The 18,397-nt window shown below is 65.0% G+C and carries 26 protein-coding genes and 2 tRNA genes; 13 read left to right on the top strand and 15 right to left on the bottom strand.

Annotation, left to right across the window (positions count from 1 at the left end):
- Window positions 1-152: 152 nt before the first annotated feature.
- From FHS31_RS12585 to FHS31_RS12545, 9 genes are all read right to left on the bottom strand, one after another.
- The gene (locus FHS31_RS12585) at window positions 153-755 is read right to left on the bottom strand and encodes a DUF4230 domain-containing protein (RefSeq protein WP_341786352.1); all 603 of its coding nucleotides are present in this window, start codon (window positions 753-755) and stop codon (window positions 153-155) included.
- Window positions 752-1,606: an MBL fold metallo-hydrolase gene (locus FHS31_RS12580; RefSeq protein WP_167074034.1), complete on the bottom strand. Its 855-nt coding sequence runs from the start codon at window positions 1,604-1,606 to the stop codon at window positions 752-754. Before FHS31_RS12580 ends, FHS31_RS12585 begins: the two co-directional genes overlap by 4 nt.
- A gap of 10 nt (window positions 1,607-1,616) precedes the next feature.
- Complete coding sequence (locus tag FHS31_RS12575; protein ID WP_167074032.1) at window positions 1,617-2,030, bottom strand: hypothetical protein; 414 nt, start codon at window positions 2,028-2,030, stop codon at window positions 1,617-1,619.
- Complete coding sequence (gene grxD / locus FHS31_RS12570; protein WP_167074030.1) at window positions 2,027-2,365, bottom strand: Grx4 family monothiol glutaredoxin; 339 nt, start codon at window positions 2,363-2,365, stop codon at window positions 2,027-2,029. The genes FHS31_RS12575 and grxD overlap by 4 nt, the downstream gene beginning before the upstream one ends.
- Window positions 2,366-2,370: 5 nt before the next feature.
- The gene (locus FHS31_RS12565; RefSeq protein ID WP_167074028.1) at window positions 2,371-2,610 is read right to left on the bottom strand and encodes a BolA family protein; all 240 of its coding nucleotides are present in this window, start codon (window positions 2,608-2,610) and stop codon (window positions 2,371-2,373) included.
- Window positions 2,611-2,617: 7 nt separating this feature from the next.
- Complete coding sequence (locus FHS31_RS12560) at window positions 2,618-2,941, bottom strand: DUF1476 domain-containing protein (RefSeq protein ID WP_167074027.1); 324 nt, start codon at window positions 2,939-2,941, stop codon at window positions 2,618-2,620.
- Window positions 2,942-3,038: 97 nt separating this feature from the next.
- A complete protein-coding gene (leuD, locus tag FHS31_RS12555; protein ID WP_167074026.1) occupies window positions 3,039-3,623 on the bottom strand; it encodes a 3-isopropylmalate dehydratase small subunit in 585 nt (194 codons plus the stop codon).
- A 139-nt stretch (window positions 3,624-3,762) separates the two neighbouring features.
- Window positions 3,763-4,563 carry a LytR/AlgR family response regulator transcription factor gene (locus FHS31_RS12550; protein WP_167074025.1) on the bottom strand — a complete coding sequence of 267 codons (801 nt, stop codon included), beginning with the start codon at window positions 4,561-4,563 and terminating at the stop codon, window positions 3,763-3,765.
- Window positions 4,564-4,585: 22 nt separating this feature from the next.
- On the bottom strand, window positions 4,586-5,677 hold the full coding sequence (locus FHS31_RS12545) for a sensor histidine kinase (RefSeq protein ID WP_167074023.1): 1,092 nt from the start codon (window positions 5,675-5,677) through the stop codon (window positions 4,586-4,588).
- A gap of 246 nt (window positions 5,678-5,923) precedes the next feature.
- Between FHS31_RS12545 and FHS31_RS12540 the strand changes: the two genes are divergently transcribed.
- Genes FHS31_RS12540 through FHS31_RS12530 form a run of 3 tightly spaced genes read left to right on the top strand, consistent with a single transcriptional unit; the run spans window position 5,924 to window position 8,596 of the window.
- Window positions 5,924-6,898 (top strand): agmatine deiminase family protein, encoded by a 975-nt coding sequence (locus FHS31_RS12540; protein ID WP_167074021.1) that lies wholly within the window; start codon window positions 5,924-5,926, stop codon window positions 6,896-6,898.
- Window positions 6,899-6,902: 4 nt separating this feature from the next.
- A complete protein-coding gene (gene aguB / locus FHS31_RS12535; protein ID WP_167074019.1) occupies window positions 6,903-7,748 on the top strand; it encodes an N-carbamoylputrescine amidase in 846 nt (281 codons plus the stop codon).
- The gene (locus tag FHS31_RS12530; protein ID WP_167074017.1) at window positions 7,748-8,596 is read left to right on the top strand and encodes a D-amino-acid transaminase; all 849 of its coding nucleotides are present in this window, start codon (window positions 7,748-7,750) and stop codon (window positions 8,594-8,596) included. The genes aguB and FHS31_RS12530 overlap by 1 nt, the downstream gene beginning before the upstream one ends.
- Here the strand turns inward: FHS31_RS12530 and FHS31_RS12525 are convergent.
- Window positions 8,569-9,240, bottom strand: a complete 672-nt coding sequence (locus tag FHS31_RS12525; RefSeq protein ID WP_167074015.1) for a uracil-DNA glycosylase — start codon at window positions 9,238-9,240, stop codon at window positions 8,569-8,571. The two genes, FHS31_RS12530 and FHS31_RS12525, sit on opposite strands and share 28 nt — an antisense overlap.
- Window positions 9,241-9,296: 56 nt before the next feature.
- Here FHS31_RS12525 and folK point away from each other — a divergent pair, with 56 nt between their 5' ends.
- The gene (gene folK / locus FHS31_RS12520) at window positions 9,297-9,815 is read left to right on the top strand and encodes a 2-amino-4-hydroxy-6-hydroxymethyldihydropteridine diphosphokinase (RefSeq protein ID WP_167074013.1); all 519 of its coding nucleotides are present in this window, start codon (window positions 9,297-9,299) and stop codon (window positions 9,813-9,815) included.
- Window positions 9,806-9,881 (top strand) — tRNA-Lys (locus tag FHS31_RS12515). The genes folK and FHS31_RS12515 overlap by 10 nt, the downstream gene beginning before the upstream one ends.
- A gap of 107 nt (window positions 9,882-9,988) precedes the next feature.
- Here the strand turns inward: FHS31_RS12515 and FHS31_RS12510 are convergent.
- Entirely contained in the window at window positions 9,989-10,678 is a 690-nt protein-coding gene (locus tag FHS31_RS12510; RefSeq protein ID WP_167074011.1) for a choice-of-anchor E domain-containing protein, read from the bottom strand.
- 177 nt (window positions 10,679-10,855) lie between these two features.
- Between FHS31_RS12510 and dctA the strand changes: the two genes are divergently transcribed.
- The 6 genes from dctA to FHS31_RS12480 all read left to right on the top strand — a co-directional run bounded on the left by dctA (window position 10,856) and on the right by FHS31_RS12480 (window position 14,428).
- Window positions 10,856-12,160: a C4-dicarboxylate transporter DctA gene (gene dctA / locus FHS31_RS12505; protein WP_167074009.1), complete on the top strand. Its 1,305-nt coding sequence runs from the start codon at window positions 10,856-10,858 to the stop codon at window positions 12,158-12,160.
- Window positions 12,161-12,205: 45 nt separating this feature from the next.
- Window positions 12,206-12,418 (top strand): hypothetical protein, encoded by a 213-nt coding sequence (locus FHS31_RS12500; protein ID WP_167074007.1) that lies wholly within the window; start codon window positions 12,206-12,208, stop codon window positions 12,416-12,418.
- Window positions 12,418-12,747 carry a cell division protein ZapA gene (locus FHS31_RS12495; protein WP_167074006.1) on the top strand — a complete coding sequence of 110 codons (330 nt, stop codon included), beginning with the start codon at window positions 12,418-12,420 and terminating at the stop codon, window positions 12,745-12,747. The genes FHS31_RS12500 and FHS31_RS12495 overlap by 1 nt, the downstream gene beginning before the upstream one ends.
- 380 nt (window positions 12,748-13,127) lie before the next feature.
- On the top strand, window positions 13,128-13,742 hold the full coding sequence (locus FHS31_RS12490; protein WP_167074004.1) for a 5-formyltetrahydrofolate cyclo-ligase: 615 nt from the start codon (window positions 13,128-13,130) through the stop codon (window positions 13,740-13,742).
- The gene (locus FHS31_RS12485; protein ID WP_167074002.1) at window positions 13,739-13,945 is read left to right on the top strand and encodes a DUF2842 domain-containing protein; all 207 of its coding nucleotides are present in this window, start codon (window positions 13,739-13,741) and stop codon (window positions 13,943-13,945) included. The genes FHS31_RS12490 and FHS31_RS12485 overlap by 4 nt, the downstream gene beginning before the upstream one ends.
- Before the next feature lie 243 nt (window positions 13,946-14,188).
- Window positions 14,189-14,428 carry a hypothetical protein gene (locus tag FHS31_RS12480; RefSeq protein ID WP_167074000.1) on the top strand — a complete coding sequence of 80 codons (240 nt, stop codon included), beginning with the start codon at window positions 14,189-14,191 and terminating at the stop codon, window positions 14,426-14,428.
- Here FHS31_RS12480 and FHS31_RS12475 read toward each other — a convergent pair.
- Window positions 14,417-14,493 (bottom strand) — tRNA-Asp (locus tag FHS31_RS12475). The two genes, FHS31_RS12480 and FHS31_RS12475, sit on opposite strands and share 12 nt — an antisense overlap.
- Window positions 14,494-14,525: 32 nt before the next feature.
- Window positions 14,526-15,770, bottom strand: a complete 1,245-nt coding sequence (locus FHS31_RS12470; RefSeq protein WP_167073998.1) for an AI-2E family transporter — start codon at window positions 15,768-15,770, stop codon at window positions 14,526-14,528.
- 389 nt (window positions 15,771-16,159) lie between these two features.
- Between FHS31_RS12470 and FHS31_RS12465 the strand changes: the two genes are divergently transcribed.
- Both FHS31_RS12465 and FHS31_RS12460 read left to right on the top strand, forming a co-directional pair.
- Window positions 16,160-16,663, top strand: a complete 504-nt coding sequence (locus tag FHS31_RS12465) for a cell wall hydrolase (RefSeq protein ID WP_167073995.1) — start codon at window positions 16,160-16,162, stop codon at window positions 16,661-16,663.
- A 151-nt stretch (window positions 16,664-16,814) separates the two neighbouring features.
- On the top strand, window positions 16,815-17,399 hold the full coding sequence (locus FHS31_RS12460) for a hypothetical protein (RefSeq protein WP_167073993.1): 585 nt from the start codon (window positions 16,815-16,817) through the stop codon (window positions 17,397-17,399).
- Window positions 17,400-17,440: 41 nt separating this feature from the next.
- Here the strand turns inward: FHS31_RS12460 and FHS31_RS12455 are convergent, their stop codons facing one another.
- Window positions 17,441-17,899, bottom strand: a complete 459-nt coding sequence (locus tag FHS31_RS12455; protein ID WP_208408699.1) for a DUF3035 domain-containing protein — start codon at window positions 17,897-17,899, stop codon at window positions 17,441-17,443.
- Between the two features lies 1 nt (window position 17,900).
- Window positions 17,901-18,389 (bottom strand): signal peptidase II, encoded by a 489-nt coding sequence (gene lspA, locus FHS31_RS12450; RefSeq protein ID WP_167073991.1) that lies wholly within the window; start codon window positions 18,387-18,389, stop codon window positions 17,901-17,903.
- Window positions 18,390-18,397 lie beyond the last annotated feature (8 nt).

Here is an 18,397-nt window from a genome sequence, read left to right as displayed (position 1 = left end):
CGCTTTGCCACCCGCTACGAGCGCCGAACAATCCACTTCACCGGATTCGTTCACCTCGCCGCCGCCATGATCTGGCTACGCTGAATGTCGATCCGGCCTAAAGCATAACCAAGAAGGGCAGTGCTTCGACAAGCTCAGCACGAACGGGCTGGTTAGTTAGCGACCACCGTCGCCTCGATCCCCGCAGCCCGCAACGGCAGCGCAAAGCTGCGCTCGATCGCGCTCCTGGCGGCGTCCTGCGCCAGCTTCATCGGCATCGGGTCGCGCGCCTGGCGCAAGAGTTCAGCCTGGCCGGTCTTGCGGTTGGCGGCGTCCAAATCCTTCTCGGCACTGGTCAGCGCCATCAGCACGCCGCCCTGGCCATATTCGCGGATCGCGACGAGATCGACTTCCGGCCCCTCGATCTGCACCGGCGGCAGCGTCACGGTGAGCGTCTTGGTGATCGAGTTCCACACGACATCGCGCTGCCGCAGCTTCGATAGATCGATCGCGTAGCGCACCGTGCCCGGCATGATCAAAGTCTTCTGCGCGGAGAGACCGAACCGCTTCTCTTCCGACGTCACCACGGCCACGAAACGCGCGGCGAAGGGCACCAGCTCATTCTGCTCGCGTACCGCCTCCAGGCTGGCGCGCGCGATCGAGGTGGGATCGGGCGCGAACACCGCACGGAACCGCCACGCCGCGCCCAGCGCCACCGCGAGCGCTACCACGAGCAGCACGATGGCGATGCCGATCGTTTTGCCGATCCACGTCACGCCAGCATCCATTCCTCGCCCTGCCGCCAGGCGATTCCCCGGGTTTCCAGATCAATCAGATGCGCCAGCACCGAACGCCCCGCTGCGCCGATCAGCTTGGGATCGAGGCCGACATACATCCGCGCCACCATCGCCGGGATGGTCTGATGCGCCTCTTCCAGCAGCCGCTTGATCTGGCCCTCGCGGCTCTTGCGATGCCCGGCAAGGCCGCGGACGAAGCGCTGCGGATTGTCGATCGGCTCGCCATGCGCGGGGAAGTACATGCGATCGTCGCGCGCCTGCAGCTTGTCGAGGCTCGCCATATAATCGCCCATGTCGCCATCCGGCGGTGAGACCACGCTGGTCGACCAGCCCATGACATGATCGCCGCTGAACAGCGCGCCATTCTCGGCCACCGCATAGCAGAGATGGTTGGACGTATGCCCCGGCGTCGCGACCGCACGCAGGTTCCAGCCCTCACCGGCGATGCTTTCGCCGTCGGCAAGGACGCGGTCAGGGCTGTACGTCGTATCGAATGCCGCATCCGCGCGCGGGCCATCGTCATCCAGCGAAAGCGGTGCGCAGCCGACGATCGACGCACCCGTCGCCTGCTTCAGCAGCGCGGCGGCAGGGCTGTGATCGCGGTGCGTGTGCGTGCAGACGATCGCGGCGATCCGCTCCCCCTTCGTCGCCGCCAGGATCGAATCGATGTGAGCGGGCTCGGCGGGGCCGGGATCGATCACCGCCACCTCGCCACGCCCGACCAGATAGGTCTGCGTGCCCGTATAAGTGAAGGGTGACGGATTGGGCGCCAGCAGGCGGCGGATCAAAGGATCGATGGTCTGCGCGAACCCGGCGCGCTGTTCGGCCATGGCGGCGGCCTCAGCGCGACGCGCTGGGATCGGGGTTCGTATCGGCCTTGGGCATCTCGGTCCGTTCGGCGGCCTTGGGAGCAAGCTTCTGCAGATCGCTCGGCGCCGCTGAAGGCTTGGCCGGCTTCCTAGCGTCGTTGATCGGCGCATTGGAATCGGTGACGACACCCGAAGCGATCGTCCCTTCGCCCGGCACCGAACTGGGCGCGGCCGTCGTCACCCCGCTGAGCGGCTGGATGCTGTAGGGCGAGTAGTTGGAGCCAAGGGGACGGGCGGCACGCATCCGGCCGGTCTGGTCCTGAGCGGAGGGCGGAGGCGCGGCTGTCTTCGGCTGCGGCATCAGCGGCGTGCCGAGCGGGATAAGCTGCGCACCGGCGGCGCCGGCGACGAGCCCCATCACCAGCGATGCCGCGACCCGCCTCATGCCGAGGCCACGCCTTTTTCCTGCATCAGCTCGGCCAGCTCGCCGCTCTCATACATCTCCATCATGATGTCCGATCCGCCGACGAATTCGCCCTTCACATAGAGCTGCGGGATCGTCGGCCAATCGGAATAGGCCTTGATGCCCTGGCGCACGCCCTGATCCTGCAGCACGTCCACCGATTCATATTTGACGCCTAGATGCTCGAGGATCGAAATCGCGCGGCTGGAGAAGCCGCACTGCGGGAACAGCGGCGAGCCTTTCATGAACAGCACGACGTCATTGCCCTTCACGGCGGTATCGATGCGGGCGAGCGCGTCTTCGGCGATATCGGTCATGGCTATTATCCCTGCACAGGCGTGGCGGTGGTGAGTTGGAGCGCGTGCAGCACGCCGCCCATGCGGCCGCCCAGCGCCTCATAGACGCGCTGGTGCTGGCGGACGCGGGGCATGCCCCGGAAGCTTTCGGCGACGACGCGCGCCGCATAATGATCGCCGTCTCCGGCAAGATCGCTGATCTCCACCTGCGCATCGGGGATGGCGGCGCAGATCATCGCCTCGATCTCTTCGGCGGACATCGGCATAAAGCGCTTACTCCACCCCGATCAGCTGGCGGCGGGCCTCGACAGTGGCGTCGCTCAGCGCCTGGCGGACCTTGCCCTCGTCGATATCAACGCCCGAGCCGACGAGATCGCCGAACAATTTGCGGACGACATCCTCATCGCCTGATTCCTCGAAATCGGCCTGGACCACGGCCTTGGCATAAGCGTCGGTCTCCTCGGGCGTCAGCCCCATCAGCCCCGCCGCCCAGTTGCCGACAAGACGGTTGCGCCGCGCGATGATCCGGAACGCCATCTCTTCATCGCGCGCGAATTTAGCCTCGAAGGCATTTTCGCGATCATTGAAGGTCGTCATGGCGGCTCCCTGCGCAGTGTCCCGGCAGAGATAGGGTCGGCGACGGTGTGGCGCAACCGACCTTCCAAATCCTCCCCCGCCAGGAGGAGGATGAATTCTATGCCGCCAGCCAGGGACGCTCTTCGGCCACGCGCCGCTCATAACGGCCAAGATCCTCGCCCATCGCCAGCGTCAGCCCGATCTCGTCGAGGCCCTGCATCAGGCATTTGCGGCGGAACGGATCCATGGCGAAGGCGATGCGATCCTGAAAGGGCGTCGTCACCGTCTGCGTATCGAGATCGACCGTGATCGCATCGGTCCTGGCGACGTCGAGTAACCGGTCGATCGCCTCCTGCGGCAGGACGATCGTCGCGATGCCGTTCTTGAAGGCGTTGCCCGAGAAGATGTCCGAAAAGCTCGGCGCCAGCACGGCCTTGATCCCAAGATCGTTGAGCGCCCAGGCGGCATGTTCGCGGCTGGAGCCGCAGCCGAAATTGTCACCGGCAATCAGGATCGGGCTGCCGGAATATTCGGGATCGTCGAAGACGTTGCCGGGCTCGGCCCGGATCGTCTCGAACGCGCCCTTGCCGATGCCCGCGCGCGTGATCGTCTTCAGATACTGCGCGGGAATGATGACGTCGGTATCGACGTTCTTGAGGCCCAGCGGATAGGCGCGGCCGTGGATCGAAGTCAGTTTTTCCATGGCGGCCTGCTAGCCGAATGTGAAACCGTGGGCCACCCTATCCGCTCGTGTCGAGCGTAGTCGAGACACGTTGGCACGACAACCGTGGAACGTCCCTCGACTTCGCTCGGGACAAACGGGTCAAAGGTAACGACACGTCCTAATGAACAAAGCGCGCCACCACGTCGCGGTAGGAGCGGCTGACCTTCACCTGCGCGCCTGATCCCAGCACCAGGAAGCACTCGCCATTGGTGTGCGGCTTCACCTGCTTGACCAGATCGAGATTGACGATCGTCGAGCGGTGGATGCGCTGGAAGCGGCGCGGATCGAGGCGGCGCTCGAGATCCTTCATCGTCTCGCGCAGGATCAAGGTGTTATCGCCGGTGTAGATGCACATATAATCGCCCGCAGCATCGATCCGCTCGATCGAATCGACATCGACGCGGAAGATCTGGCCGCGATCCTTGATGTTGATGAGCTTCTCGTACCGGTTGGACGCGGGCGCCTCGGCGCTCTCCGGTAAGGCCTCGTGCGCTTCGGGCGCATGCTCGGCGATCACTTCCTTGAGCTGCACCACTTCCCCGGCGGCGCGCTTTTCGGCGAGGCGCTGGCGAACACGCTCCAGCGTATCGGCAAGGCGATCGGTATCGACCGGCTTCATCAGATAATCAACCGCGCCCGCCTCGAAGCCCTTGAGCGCATGATCGCTGTACGCGGTGACGAACACGAACAACGGCGGCTCCACCTCGGCAAGACCCGAGATCACCGAGAAACCGTCGAAACCGGGCATCTGGATATCGAGAAAGACCAGATCGGGCTTGTGCGTCTTGATTGCGCGGATCGCCTCGCGGCCGTTCAGGCAGGTTTCGATGATCTCCACGTCGTCGAACGGCTCGAGCCGGAGCTGCAGCCCCTGGATCGCGAGCGATTCATCGTCAACGAGGATGGTACGGATGGACATGTTTACAAAAAATCCCTTGGGCTCAAGCAGCCATTGCGGCGGTTCGGTAGGGTATATCGATCGTCACGGTGAAACCCTTGTCGCCTGCCTGGACATCGAAACGATGGTCATCGGCATAGGCCTGGGCGAGCCGATCACGGATGTTCGCCAGGCCGACCCCGGTGGACACGGTCGCCCGCGCCATCGCCTCGGAAAGGTTCGATCCTGGGCCGGTATCGCTGACTCGAATGTGAACGCGATTGCCCAGCCGCTGAGCCGCCACCGCAATATCGGCCCCCTCTTCCATCGGCGTAACACCATATTTGATTGAATTTTCGACCAAAGGCTGCAGCAGCAGAGAGGGCATCAGCGCATCGGCCGCGTCGGGTTCGACCTCGAACGTCGTGCGCAGGCGATCCTCGAAGCGCATCTTCTCGATCTCGAGATAGAGTTTCAACGTCTCCACCTCCTGCGTAACCGTCACCTCGCCTTCCGGTTCATTGACGAGCGTGTAGCGGAGGAACGACGAGAGCCGCGACAGCATCGTATTGGCCCGCTCGGTCTGCTTGAGCAGCACCAAGGTCGAAATGCTGTTGAGCGTGTTGAACAGGAAATGGGGGTTGAGCTGATAGCGCAGCATCGCGAGCTGCGCCGAGCTGGCCTGCGCGGAGAGCCGCAGCAACTGATCGCTTTGCTGCTCGGCCAAAATGTAGAAATTGATGCCGTAATAAAGCGCCGACCAGGCGCCGAGCACCGAGAAATCGAGCAGGATCGCGGACAGCAGCTGGACGCCGGACGGCATCGGCCCCGTGCGATAGAACGTCGCGTGCGCCCATGTCTCGATCGAGGAGAAGCCCGCGCTGGCGACCAGCAGAATCAGGATCGTCACCGGCCAGATGATGAACGGCCGCATCCCGAACAGCCGGCGATAGGCCGCCGACATCAGCAGGGTCAGCGAATAGCCCGTCGCGGTGGTCAGCGCGGTCGGCACCACGAACAGCCAGCCCATCGCATTGGCGATCCCGCCCAGCACGCGCAGCAGGAAATAGCCGCCCCACCCGATCGACTGGAGCATCCAGAACGCACGGTTCTTGTCTTCAAAGAAGGGACGGGAGCGGATCGGGGTCGACGCCATGCGAAGACGCTTTATCGCATCGGCGAAGCAAGGGCCACCATGCGGCACACCATTCCTCCCCTGCAAGGGGAGGGGGACCGTTCGCGCAGCGAATGGTGGAGGGGTATCCCCATATCGAAGGAGTGACACCCCTCCGTCAGGCCTTCGGCCTGCCACCTCCCCGTACCGGGGAGGATCAAGCCCGCTTGACCCCTGCACCAACCTCCCTAGATCGGCGGCGCAATTCCCGAGCAGAAAGATCGTCCCTTGGCCCACCGCCAGCAACCCGAATGGGCGCCGCATGAGGCGGTATGGATCGGCTGGCCGAGTCATGCGGCGCTGTGGGAAGACGATCTCGATCCCGCGCGCGCCGAAGTCGCCGCCTTCGCGCACGCGGTCCGTGCCGGCGGCAAGGGCGAACGGGTGATCCTGGTCGCCGCCGACGAGGCTGCGGCAGAGAGCGCGCGTGCGGTCGGCGATGTCGACGTGGTGGTCGAGCCGTTCGGCGATATCTGGCTGCGCGATACCGGCGCGATCATTCTCAGCGCAGGGAGCGACCGCCGCGCCGCCGCGTTCCGCTTCAACTGGTGGGGCGGTAAATATCATCTGCCGGGTGACGATACGCTCGCCCCCCGGCTCGCCGCTGCGGCAGGCCTTTCCGTAAGCCGAAGCGACTGGGTGCTGGAAGGCGGTGCGATCGATGTCGACGGCAGCGGCCTGGCCGTCACCACCGAGCAATGCCTGCTCAATCCGAACCGCAATCCCGGCCTGCTCCGCGCCGATGTCGAGCGGCGGCTGGCGGCCGATCTCGGCGTCGACCGCGTACTGTGGCTGGGGCACGGCCTCGCCGAAGACCATACCGATGGCCATGTCGATAATCTCGCGCGCTTCGTAGGCGACGGCCGGATCGCTATTCCGGTGCCCGCCGGCGAAGACGATCCCAACGCCGCAATCTATTGCGATGCCGCCGAACGTACGCGCGCCTTCGGTCTGGAGGTCGTCCCCATCCCTTCGCCCGGCCTGGTCCAACGCGATGACGAGGTGATCCCCGCCTCCTATATGAATTTCTACATTGGGAACGCCACCGTCGTGGTGCCGCTCTACGGCGCGGCCAACGATCAGGCGGCGGTAGATGCGATCGCGCTGCTCTTCCTTGGCCGCGAGACGATCGGCCTGCGCGCGGATCATATCCTAACCGGCGGCGGCAGCTTCCATTGCATCAGCCAGCAGATTCCGGAGTAAGCGCATGGCCGAGATCACCGTCGCCGCCCTGCAGCTTGCCTTCACAGACGATGAAGCGGCGAACATCGCCGCCGTCTCCGATTTGGTGCGCGAGGCCGCGGGCAAGGGCGCGCAGGTCATTCTGCCGCCGGAGCTGTTCGAAGGCCCCTATTTTTGTCGCGTCGAGGATGAAGGCCTGTTCGTCAAAGCGCGGCCGACCGCGACGCACCCCGCCGTCACCGCGATGCAGACGCTCGCCGCCGAGCTCAAGGTCAGCATCCCGACCAGCTTCTTCGAAGCCGATGGCCCGCACCATTACAACAGCCTGGCGATGATCGGCCCGGATGGCGCCGTGCAGGGCGTTTATCGCAAGAGCCACATTCCCGATGGGCCGGGCTATGAGGAGAAATTCTATTTCCGCCCCGGCAACACCGGCTTCAAGGTATGGGACGGACCGACTAAGCTCGGCGTCGGCATCTGCTGGGATCAATGGTATCCCGAGATCGCGCGCGCGATGATGCTGATGGGCGCGGAAATCCTCTTCTACCCCACCGCGATCGGCACCGAACCGCACGATCCCAGCCTCGACACCTCTCGGTTGTGGCGGCGCGCGATGATCGGCCATGCGGTCTCCAATGTGGTGCCCGTGGTCGCCGCCAACCGGATCGGCACGGAGCATGGCCAGCGTTTCTACGGCCACAGCTTCATCTGCGACGAACGCGGCGACATGCTCACCGAGTTCGGTGCGGAGGAAACGGGCGTGTTGATCGCAACGATCGATATCGATCGCGTCAAGCGCCACCGCGCTGCCTTCGGCTTCTTCCGCGATCGCCGGCCCGATCTTTATGGTCGCCTGACGCAGGACATCTGATGGAGCGCATCGCCTGGATCGATGGCGCGTTTGTCCCGCTGGCCGATGCGCGTGTTTCGGTGATGGACCGCGGCTTTCTGTTCGCGGACGGCATCTATGAGGTGACCGCCGTACTCGACGGCAAGCTGATCGACAGTGCCCGTCACCTCAGCCGCCTGCAGCGTTCGGCGGACGCCCTTGGCCTCACTTTCCCCTATACTTCCGAACAGATCGAAGCCGTCGAGCGCGAACTGATCGTCCGCAATCAGATCGATCAGGGCAGCGTCTACCTCCAGCTCACTGCCGGCGCCGCCGAACGGGACTTCCTGCGGAAAGCGGACACCCCGCCGACGCTGGTGATGTTCACCCAGGCCTACGACTATCTGAACAGCCCCGCCGCCGAGAAGGGCGTCGCGGTCGTGACCATGTCCGATCTCCGCTGGGCGCGGCGCGATATCAAGAGCGTGATGCTGCTCGCGCAGGTGCTCGCTAAGCGCGCCGCCGCGGAAGCGGGCGCGCAGGAGGCGTGGATGGTGGAGGATGGCTTCGTTACCGAAGGCGCCTCCTCCACCGCGCTGATCGTGACGCAGGCGGGCACGCTGGTGACGCGCCCCTACAGCCAGACTGTATTGCCCGGCTGCACCCGCGCCGCGATCTGGGCGCTGGCGGAGCAGGACGGCGTCACCATCGAGGAACGCGCCTTCACCGTCGACGAAGCCCTCGCGGCGCGCGAAGCGATGCTGACCAGCGCGACGACCTTCGTCATGCCGATCGTCTCGATCGACGGCAGGCCGGTGGCGGATGGCAAGCCCGGCCCGATCGCCCGGCGACTGCGCCAGCTCTACATTGAGGCGGCGCGCGCTTCCTGAGCCCTTAAGGCCGCCGCCTTCTCGAACACGGCCTCGAACATCGGAGGCGTCAGGACGCGCGTGTTCTGATTGTAGCGCGAGCAATGGTAGCTATCGATCAGCACCAGCCCCGAAGGCAGCCAATGCTCCGCGCAATGCCCAAACCTCGCCTTGGGCAATCGACCCCCAAGCGCCTTTACCGCCGACTGATGCGCGATCTGCCCCAGTGCGATAACCACGCGCAGATTGGGAAGCGCAGCGAGCGGCGCCTCGAGGAAGGGGCGGCAGGTGCGGATCTCCTCGGGCGTCGGCTTGTTCTGCGGCGGCAGGCAGCGCACCGCATTGATGATCATCGCGCCCTTGAGCGTCAGCCCGTCATCAGGAACGGCGGCATAGCTGCCCTCGGCCAGCCCGAACTTGAGCAAGGTCTCATAAAGCAGGATGCCGGCGAAATCGCCGGTGAAGGGCCGGCCGGTGCGGTTGGCGCCCTGCAGTCCCGGCGCCAGGCCGACAATCGCCAGCCAGGCGTCGGGATCGCCGAAGCTCGGCACGGGCGCGTTATACCAATCGGGGTGCGCGGCCTGCTGAACATGGCGAAATTCGGCGAGGCGCGGGCAGAGCGGGCAATCCTGCGGCGGCTCGGTTGAGGGGAGTGGAGACAGCATCGCGTTCCGCTAGCCGATTGACGCCCCGCGGCATACCGGCGAAGCCGCGCGCCGCGATGAAAGCGCCGCTCCACCTCTACGCGATCGGCCTGGGATCGAACCGTCCGCATGGGCGCTACGGGCGGCCGCCCGCGGTGATTGCCGCTGCGGGGCGTGCCCTCGGCGATCGCGGGCGGCTGATCGCGCTCTCGCCGATCGTCGCCACCGCGCCGCTCGGCCCCTCCGCGCGGCGTTTCGCCAACGCGGCGGCTTTGTTGGAGAGCCCCCTGCCGCCGCCGGATCTTTTGAGCGCGCTCAAGGCGATCGAGCGCCGCTTCGGGAGACGGCGCGGCCAGCGGTGGGGTCCGCGTGTCATCGATCTGGATATCCTGCTGTGGTCGGGCGGCCTCTGGCGTGGACCCGACCTTGCCATCCCGCATCCCGCCCTTACCAGGCGGCTGTTCGTGCTGGACCCGCTTGCCACGATCGCGGCCGGCTGGCGGCCTCCCCGCGGCGCGCTGACCATTCGCCACCTCGCGTCACGGTTGACCAAGGCGACGCCGGTCCATAGGGATCGCAACCGGTCGGGTCCGTAGCTCAGTCGGTAGAGCAAGCGACTTTTAATCGAGAGGTCATGGGTTCGAATCCCATCGGACCCACCAACTCTCCAAACTTCAGTATCTTCGCCCATATCGCGCAATTGAAGTTGCGCATACAAAAAGGCCCCCGGTCTTGCGACCGAGGGCCTTTTCTTTGTTTTTGAAACGGATCAGCCGAAGGTGACGACCGTGATACCGCGCTTGCGACGGAGCGCGCCGCCGAGCATGCCGAAGCCGCCGACCATCATCGCCCACGAAGCCGGCTCGGGAACCGCAGCGGCCACATCGTAAGTGTAAGCGATCGAGACCGTGCCCTGCGCCGTGGTGTTAAGCGACGCGGAGGTATTGCCGCCGCCGCCTGTGAAACCCTGGCCGGTCTGAGTATCGACCTGGTAATTCAGCGCGTTGACGAAGGACGACAGATCATCCGTGAGGCTGGAAAAGCTGAACGTGGTCGACTGCGCGGTCGTGGCGAAGCTGAAGGGACCAAAGGCCGCCGACTGGCCCGCGCCAAGATTCGTATACTTCTGGGAAACGCCCGGATCGAGATCACCGGTGGCGCTGTAAGAACCCGAGAGGGTCAGCGCACCATCGACATCTTCCTTGGCGGTGAAGGTCTGTGCCTGCTGCGCAGTGTTGGTCACCGTGCCGCTGCTGTTGAAGCCGAAGGTGTAAGTGATCAACACATTGGTCAGCGTGCCGAGGCTGGAATCAAAGCCGGCCAGCGAGCCCGTGAAGCTCGTCTCGGTTTTCGTCGGACCAAAATTGCTGGTCTGCGTAATAGTCGTCGCGGCCGCAGCCATCGACACAGGCGCCAGCATCGTAGCAGCGACCAGCGCGGAACGTGCAAAAAGCTTCATAAAACCCCCCGAAAAGCAGTATCCAGTCGCTCCCAAACCGAGGAGCTTCAGCGCCCTCATATCATTTTTGTGCAGGCGCACAAGGCGGTAAAGGCCCGTTAACATTCTTTTACAGTTAATGAAAAAGACCATGTTCCACGTTGCCGTGCTACGGGCGAAGGACTAGCCATCCAATAGATGACCGTACCCCCTGAACCCGCTCGCCGCACCGCATGGTGGCGACAGCTCTATTTTCAGGTGGTTATCGCGATCCTGATCGGCGTGAGTCTGGGGTATTTTGTGCCGTGGCTGGGTGTGGCGTTCAAGCCGCTGGGCGACGGCTTCATAAAGCTCGTCAAGATGATCATCGCCCCCGTAATTTTCCTGACCATCGTGGCCGGCATCGCGCACCTGCGGGAACTGGGAGCCTTAGGGCGAATCGCTGGCAAGGCGTTTCTTTACTTTCTCGTCTTCTCCACAGTCGCGCTGTTCATCGGTCTTGCGGTTGCCAATATCGTCCAGCCGGGCGCCGGCCTCCACATCGATCCGGCAACGCTGGATGCCGCGAAAGTCGCCGATTTTGCTTCCAAGGCACATGATCGGACGATCAACGGGTTCCTGCTGGCGATTATCCCGGACACGTTGGTCAGCGCGCTGACCGGGGGCGACGTCTTGCAGGTGCTGCTGGTCGCCATCCTCACGGGGATCGCCATCGCCCTGGTCGGGGAGCGCGCGCAGCCCCTGCTCGATGTGATCGAAAGCGCGAGCGCGGTGGTGTTCCGTATTACCGCGATCGTGATGCGCGCGGCGCCGATCGGCGCGCTGGGCGCGATGGCGTTCACGATCGGCCAATATGGGCTGGCGACGCTCAGCAGCCTGCTCGCGCTGGTCCTGACCTTCTATCTAACATCCCTGCTATTCGTCCTCGTCGTGCTCGGCCTGGTCGGCAAAGCGGCCGGCTTCTCGATCCTGCGCCTTCTCCGTTACATCGCGCCGGAATTGCTGCTGGTGCTCGGCACCTCCTCGTCCGAAGCCGCCCTCCCCGGCCTGATCACCAAGATGGAGGCCGCGGGCTGCGCGCGCACCGTAGTGGGCGTCGTGGTGCCGACGGGCTATTCGTTCAACCTGGACGGCACCAACATCTATATGACGCTGGCGGCGCTGTTCATCGCCCAGGCGCTGGGCATCCATCTGAGCTTTGGCCAGCAGTTGCTGCTACTCGGGGTGGCGATGCTGTCCTCGAAAGGCGCGGCGGGGGTGACCGGCGCGGGGTTCATCACGCTGGCCGCGACGCTGTCGATCATCCCCTCGATCCCGGTCGCGGGGATGGCGCTGATCCTCGGCGTCGACCGCTTCATGAGCGAATGCCGCAGCCTCACCAATTTCGTCGGCAATGCGGTGGCGACGATCGTCGTCGCGCGCTGGGAGGGGGCGCTGGATCGGGCGCAGCTGGCCGCGGCGCTGGCGCGAGGGCCGCGCGGCGTGGCGGCCGTGGAGAGCTGATCCGGCTCGGCTTGTCCGCGCCCGAAGTGCTGCTATCCTCCGTATATGGCCGAAGTTGACCTCGACGCTGTGCTGGACCGAATCGGGGCGGCGCTGGCGCGCCTCGAGCGGATCGAGCCGCGCGACGTGCCGCACAGCAACCTTGCCGAAGCCTATGCCCTGCTCGACGAGCGTCACGGGCTGCTGCGCCTGCGCATCCAGGAAACGATCGATCGGCTCGATGCGCTTGTCGCCAAGCCTGATGGTTTCATCGCCTGATGGCGCAGGTCAAGCTCTCGATCGGCGGCCGCCAGTATGAGCTTGCCTGCCGCGCCGGAGAGGAAGCGCATTATGAAGCGCTGGCGCAAAAGATTGACGCCAAGGCGCAGGACGTGCTCGGCGCGCTAGGAGGCGTCAGCGAGACCCGCTTGCTGCTGCTGGCCAGCCTGTTGCTGGCCGACGAGATCGACAGCCGCCCGCCCGGCGCGGCCCCGCCGCCTCCCCCCGCTCCTGCGATCGATCCCAAGCTGGTGCCCTTGCTCGAACAATTCGCAGAGCGGCTGGAAGCGTTGGGCGACAAGCTCGAGAAAGCGATGCCCAGCGCTTAGCTCGGGCTCGATATTCAAAGATCCACGGCAAAAAACCGTTCGTGCTGAGCCTGTCGAAGCACCGTCCTTCTTTGGATCCGAGGCGGGAAAACAGAACAACCCCTTCGACTGAGTGCCAAGACAGGCGCTCAGGACAGCCCTTCGACAAGCTCAGGGCAAACGGACTTATCTTTGAAGCGATCCGCCCCTACCCTACAGCCCATTGCCCGGATGGGGCACACACCCTAAATAGAAGGCGGTGGGACTGCCCGGTACGATCGTGGCGATTATCCCTGAGGCGATTCATCATCCTAGGGGGCTGTCCCTGCTAGGGCCCTGGCCCAAAGCACATGGTCCCCACCTGACGTTTTTGGCGTCAGAGGATATTCCAGAAAACGGCTATGGCGGTCCCACCACTCACCCCCACCGGCCCCGGCGCCCTCCCCGGCCACCCCGACAAGCCGGCGCTGCGCGAGATGCTGCGCGCCCGGCGTGCCGCGCTGTTCGAAGGGCTGGGTGAGCAAAGCGCGCTCAGGGAAGCCGAGGCGACCGCCGATCGGCTGCTGCCGCATATCCCGCCGCAGGCGATCGTTGCGCTCTACTTTAAAATTCAGGACGAGATCGATCCGCAGCCGCTGATCGAGCGGCTCCATGCGCGCGGTCAGCGGCTGGCGCTTCCCCATCTCACCGATCGCACGACGATGTATTTCCGCGCCTGGGCGCCCGGCGATCCGCTGCAGCGCGCGGTGTTCAAGCTACGTCAGCCGCTCGCCACCGCGGCCGAAGTCGCGCCGGACATCATCGTCACGCCGCTGCTCGGCTTCGATCGGCAGGGCGGCCGGATCGGTCAGGGCGCGAGCCATTACGATCGCGCTTTCTCCCGCTTCCCCGGAGCGCGTCGCTTGGGCTATGCATGGAGCGTACAGGAGGTGGAAGCCGTGCCGCACGATCCCTGGGATATCCCGCTGCACGCCATCGCCACCGAACGGGAGTGGATCGTGGTGCCTGCGCAATGACGCCCAGCTGGCGCAAACCCGTGGGCATGGCGCTGATCCTGCTGATCGTCTGCGTCTGGTGCTTCCTGGTCGCCAGCCTTTCATACCCGATCGGCCGATTGCCCGCGCTGGTGCAGGCGCCGATCTATTGTTTCTTCGGCATCGTCTGGATCCTGCCGCTGAAACCGCTGCTGCGGTGGATGGAGCTGGGCACGTGGCGGTAGACTTAAACCTGCTTAAGTCCCGCCGTTCGTGCAGAGTACGGATCGAGCGTCACGGCGATCATCGATCCTCCCCTGCAAGGGGAGGTGGCGCGCGCAGCGCGTCGGAGGGGTGTCGCGCTATCGAGAGGGTGATACCCCTCCGTCAGCCCTGCGGGCTGCCACCTCCCCTTGCAGAGGAGGATTTTGAATATCGATTCACCCCGGCCATAAGGAAAACATATCGAGCGGAGGCGTTGAGCGATCATGAGCTATGAGCCGGCGGACCTGGTGCCTCTGTTGCCCGTGATCGTTCCGGCCGCGCTGATCACTTATGCGCTGATCGTCACCTTCGGCGGCACGTGGCTGCGCCGCAAGCGGCTGCGCGACGAGGCGCGCCGGCGGGCGACGGATTCGCGGCCGCCCTGGGACCGCTGGCTGGACGAGATCAATCGCCGGGTCGGTACGGAAAAGAAGCCTGGCGCCATTGAGAAATGGCGCGAGTGACGGGGCTCGAACCCGCGACCTCCGGCGTGACAGGCCGGCGCTCTAACCAACTGAGCTACACCCGCGTGGGGTCCGCTTTTTCAGCGGAGCCGGCGCACTAAGCGAGGGGTCCGGGGCTGTCAACGCCCCTTCCCGCAACTTCCGATCTCGTGCCGGGCGGATCGGGCAGCGGGTTGGTCAAAGTGCCCTCTTCGAACAGGAAGCCCGCGATATCGGGCTTGCCCGCCGCCGCGAGGATCGTCTTCATGATGATCAGCAGCGGCACCGCCAGCAGCGCGCCCGCCGGCCCCCACACCCAGCCCCAGAAGCTCAGCGCGACGAGAATCAGCAGCGGATTGATCGTCAGCCGCCGCGCGACCAGCGAGGGCGTCACCACATTGGCCTCGATCAAATGACAGATGATGAAGATCAGCGGCGGAAAGGCCGCATACCAGGCATCCTTGAAGCTCATCAAAGCCCCCAGCGCCAGCAGCAGCGCCGCCATGATCGGCCCGATATAGGGCATATAGTTGAACAGGGCGACGATGCCGCCCCACATCAACGGCGTCGGCAGGCCGATGATCCACAGCCCCGCCGCGACCAGCATGCCGAGCGTGATGTTGATCACCGTGATCGTCGCCAGATAGGCCGAGGTCGCGTCCACGACCTGCTGGATCACCCGCGCCAGCGTCATCGCGCTGGTGAAGCTGCCGCGGCTGGTGATGGTGCGCCGCCGCATCCGCGTCCAGCCGGCGAGGAAGAAGAACACCACCAGCGTGGCGAAGAACAGCTCGATCATGGCCACCGGCGCCGAGCTGGCGACGATATCGAGCAGCGAGTTGGGCGTCGCCACGGTCACCGTCTTGCCCGCGCTGTGCCGCATGAAGGTGGCCGAGGTATCGCTGATGAAGCGATCGAGACTGGAATAGAGCTCGATCAAGGGCCGCAGATTGTGGCGGATGCGAACGACGCGCTCGGGCAGCACGGCGAACCAACCCGCGGCCGGTACGACGATGGCCACCACCGCCGCGTTGGCGACCACGAAGAAGGCCGCGATGCACAGAAATGCGGAGAGCGCCGAAGGTATCCCCCGCCGCTCGAACCATTCGAGCATCGGCACCAACGCGATGGCGATCACCAGCGCCGCCGTCACCGGCAGGAAGAAACCCGCCGCGGCACGCAACGCGAACGGCGCCGCAAGGAAAAAGCCCAGCCCCGCGAACAGGGCTATCGCCGCGAGCAGGCGATCGCGCCGTAACGCTTCCGCCTGACGCGAATTGTTGACCGCGCCGAGCAGCGAATCGATCCAGCCGGGCTCTTCCGTCCCTTCGACTCGCCGCCCGATGCCGCCGTCTTCGCCCAAATCCGCTCCCTCACCCCACGACTAGAGACCACAGTCTCTATGCGCCTTGCAGAAGATTCACAGCAAATATTGCGGAATTAAGTCGCCTCATCGCAGCGACGTAACGATTCATCGCCCGGAATTTGACGCAGCGCGGAACAATCCCGATTGGGGCAGCACCAAGTGGGCCAGGGGGCCGGCGTTTCACGCCCTTCGCCATGACGTAAAATTCGCGCGCACGGCCAATGTTCCGGCCGGCGGGCGGTTTCGCGCATTTGAATGAGTAACCCATGACCGCCATCCGGCGATCAATCGTGATTTCTGCGGCAGGCGCCTTAGCGCTGCTCGCAGCCTGTTTCCCGGCGAGCGTCAGCGCCGCCCCCGAATCCACAAGCTTTGAGTCCGCAGCTTTGCAGACCTCTGCTTTCAAGCTTCCTTACGAGTTCACCTCTTTCGCACCCGCCGCTGCCGAAGCGCCGCGCGCCGATGCCGCGCCTGCGGCCGAAGCCCCGCAGCCCGCCGTGACCGAGGCGGCCGCGATCGATGAGGCTTCGCTGAAATGCATGGCGAAGGTCGTGCATCACGAATCGCGCGGTCAGCCGCGGCTCGGCCAGATGGCCGTCGCGCAGACGCTGATCAACCGCCTCAAGAAGGGCAACGGCCGCTTCGGCAATTCGATCTGCGCGATCGCCAACCAGCGCGGCCAGTTCTTCAACACCGCCGCTTACCATCCCAGCGAGGATAGCGACGATTGGAAGACCGCGGTGGATATCTCGCGCCAGGCAATGGCCGGCAATGGCGAGAGCGCCGCGCCCGGCGCGATGTTCTTCCGCGCGGCTTATGCGGGGAACACGGGCTTCTTCCGTACGCGCCAGCATGTTGCGACGATCGGTGGACAGGTTTTCTACCGCTAAGCCGCGATACGGCTGGAAAATAGGACGGGCGGCTTCGCAAGGGGCCGCCCGTTTTCTTTTTCAGCGATCCGCCGGCGCCTGCTCATTTTCGGTTAAGCCACGCGATCGCAAATTTCGACGCGGGTTGATTGTCTTGAGTAGGAGGCATGCGATGCAGAAGTCAGCCAAAGCCCTGATCGCCGGTCTTGCCGGACTGGCCTGCGCGGGAGGCGTTTATGCCGCCGCGCAAAATGTTCATGTCCTGAAAGTGGCCCTGCCCGATGGGTCGATCGCGCAAATCCATTATGTCGGCGATGTTGCGCCCAAGGTCGTCGTCGCGCCGAGCCCGGTGGCGCTTGCCGACGACGATTTCGGAGCGCCGTTCGCGATGCTCGATCGCGTTGCCGCCGAGATGGATCGGCAGCAGCAGGCGATGCTCCAGCAGGTCGCCGCGATGCAGGCGCATGCGGCCAGCGGTGCTGCCGTGCAGACCGCCGGCGGCACAGCCCCGCAGGGCGTCTATCACTATAGTTATGTTGCGAGCAGCGGCGGCCCGAGCGGCTGCACCCAAAGCTATGAGCTAACCAGCTATGGCGACAAGCAGGCGCCGAAGGAGGTTTCACGTCAGTCCGGCGATTGCCGTGGCGTGGCGCCGCTGGTGAAGACCGCGGCACCCGCCACGCCGACCCCGCCGAAAGCCATCCCAGCCGCTGTCGCCAAACCGGCGCCGGCGCGCGTCAGCCCGGATTCGATCTAAAGACGGCAATGGCCGGCGCCGAGCGTCGGCCTCACCGTTGCTTACTTCGGCGGCGTGGCGGGCGCCGCAGTCGTGGGGCTGACCGCCGCAGCCGTCTGGCTGGTCGTGCCGGCGGGCGCGTTCAGGATGTTCTGCGTTGCCTGGCCCTTGTTGACCACCTCGGTGCCGGGCGAACCGGCCTCGGAGCGGATGCCGACGGGCGGATTGGCACCGGTCGCGCCGAGCAAGGCCTGCTCGCCCGCGCTGGGCTGCACAGCGGGCGGGAAGAGCGCGCCGAGCGCCTGGGTCGAGCTATCGGCCTCCTGCGGGCGGGGCGCGCCGGGGCGCGGCGGCACCAGCGCGAAATCGGGCGGGATCACCAGCGGCGCCGAGCGGCCGACGACGAATTCGTTGGGCACGCCATTATGACCCTGTGCGAACACGCCGGTCCGCGACTGATGACAGCCCGCGAGCGCCAGCAGCGCGACAGGCGCCCCCAGAACCCCAATACGCTTCAACATTCTATTTCTCCGGTAACGCCCGCGGCGCAAAGAAGAGCGCGCGGATCACGAGCAGGGCTACGCCAATGCTAATCGCTGCATCGGCGACATTGAAGACCAAAAAGGGCGACCATGCGCCGAAGTGAAGATTGAGGAAGTCGACGACATAGCCGAGCTTCACCCGATCGGCGATATTCCCGATCGCCCCGCCGAGGATCGCGCCCAGCGCCAGGGCTTCGAACAGCTTGCGTTCGCGGAACAGCCAGATGCCGACGCCGATTGCGATCCCGATCGTGACGGCGGTCAGAAACCAGCGCTCGGCATCGCTCCCCGCGCGGAAGAAGCCCATCGAAACGCCGTGATTCTCCACGAAGACCAGGCGGAAGATCGGCGCGAGTTCGATCGGGCCGCTGGCGGGCAGCGCGAGGGGGCCGACGACGTACCATTTGGTGAGATGGTCGGCGATCAGGACTATGGCCGCAACGAACAGCCCGGCGAAGGGCGGCCTCATACCAATCC

Origin of the sequence: Sphingomonas vulcanisoli (assembly GCF_011761305.1) — a bacterium.
Taxonomy (GTDB): domain Bacteria; phylum Pseudomonadota; class Alphaproteobacteria; order Sphingomonadales; family Sphingomonadaceae; genus Sphingomonas_I; species Sphingomonas_I vulcanisoli.
The sequence above is the reverse complement of the archived record's forward strand: the minus strand, read 5'-3'. Positions and strand labels throughout refer to the sequence as shown.

Coding starts and splice junctions, on each gene's coding strand:
- FHS31_RS12550 (WP_167074025.1), bottom strand. CDS start 4,563: ATGTCCATCCGTACCATCCTCGTTGACGATGAATCGCTCGCGATCCAG.
- FHS31_RS12580 (WP_167074034.1), bottom strand. CDS start 1,606: ATGGCCGAACAGCGCGCCGGGTTCGCGCAGACCATCGATCCTTTGATC.
- FHS31_RS12565 (WP_167074028.1), bottom strand. CDS start 2,610: ATGCCGATGTCCGCCGAAGAGATCGAGGCGATGATCTGCGCCGCCATC.
- FHS31_RS12480 (WP_167074000.1), top strand. CDS start 14,189: ATGAGCTATGAGCCGGCGGACCTGGTGCCTCTGTTGCCCGTGATCGTT.
- FHS31_RS12575 (WP_167074032.1), bottom strand. CDS start 2,030: ATGAGGCGGGTCGCGGCATCGCTGGTGATGGGGCTCGTCGCCGGCGCC.
- grxD (WP_167074030.1), bottom strand. CDS start 2,365: ATGACCGATATCGCCGAAGACGCGCTCGCCCGCATCGATACCGCCGTG.
- FHS31_RS12545 (WP_167074023.1), bottom strand. CDS start 5,677: ATGGCGTCGACCCCGATCCGCTCCCGTCCCTTCTTTGAAGACAAGAAC.
- FHS31_RS12460 (WP_167073993.1), top strand. CDS start 16,815: ATGCAGAAGTCAGCCAAAGCCCTGATCGCCGGTCTTGCCGGACTGGCC.
- FHS31_RS12485 (WP_167074002.1), top strand. CDS start 13,739: ATGACGCCCAGCTGGCGCAAACCCGTGGGCATGGCGCTGATCCTGCTG.
- FHS31_RS12560 (WP_167074027.1), bottom strand. CDS start 2,941: ATGACGACCTTCAATGATCGCGAAAATGCCTTCGAGGCTAAATTCGCG.
- dctA (WP_167074009.1), top strand. CDS start 10,856: ATGACCGTACCCCCTGAACCCGCTCGCCGCACCGCATGGTGGCGACAG.
- FHS31_RS12510 (WP_167074011.1), bottom strand. CDS start 10,678: ATGAAGCTTTTTGCACGTTCCGCGCTGGTCGCTGCTACGATGCTGGCG.
- FHS31_RS12500 (WP_167074007.1), top strand. CDS start 12,206: ATGGCCGAAGTTGACCTCGACGCTGTGCTGGACCGAATCGGGGCGGCG.
- FHS31_RS12495 (WP_167074006.1), top strand. CDS start 12,418: ATGGCGCAGGTCAAGCTCTCGATCGGCGGCCGCCAGTATGAGCTTGCC.
- leuD (WP_167074026.1), bottom strand. CDS start 3,623: ATGGAAAAACTGACTTCGATCCACGGCCGCGCCTATCCGCTGGGCCTC.
- FHS31_RS12455 (WP_208408699.1), bottom strand. CDS start 17,899: ATGTTGAAGCGTATTGGGGTTCTGGGGGCGCCTGTCGCGCTGCTGGCG.
- lspA (WP_167073991.1), bottom strand. CDS start 18,389: ATGAGGCCGCCCTTCGCCGGGCTGTTCGTTGCGGCCATAGTCCTGATC.
- folK (WP_167074013.1), top strand. CDS start 9,297: ATGAAAGCGCCGCTCCACCTCTACGCGATCGGCCTGGGATCGAACCGT.
- FHS31_RS12490 (WP_167074004.1), top strand. CDS start 13,128: ATGGCGGTCCCACCACTCACCCCCACCGGCCCCGGCGCCCTCCCCGGC.
- FHS31_RS12525 (WP_167074015.1), bottom strand. CDS start 9,240: ATGCTGTCTCCACTCCCCTCAACCGAGCCGCCGCAGGATTGCCCGCTC.
- FHS31_RS12530 (WP_167074017.1), top strand. CDS start 7,748: ATGGAGCGCATCGCCTGGATCGATGGCGCGTTTGTCCCGCTGGCCGAT.
- aguB (WP_167074019.1), top strand. CDS start 6,903: ATGGCCGAGATCACCGTCGCCGCCCTGCAGCTTGCCTTCACAGACGAT.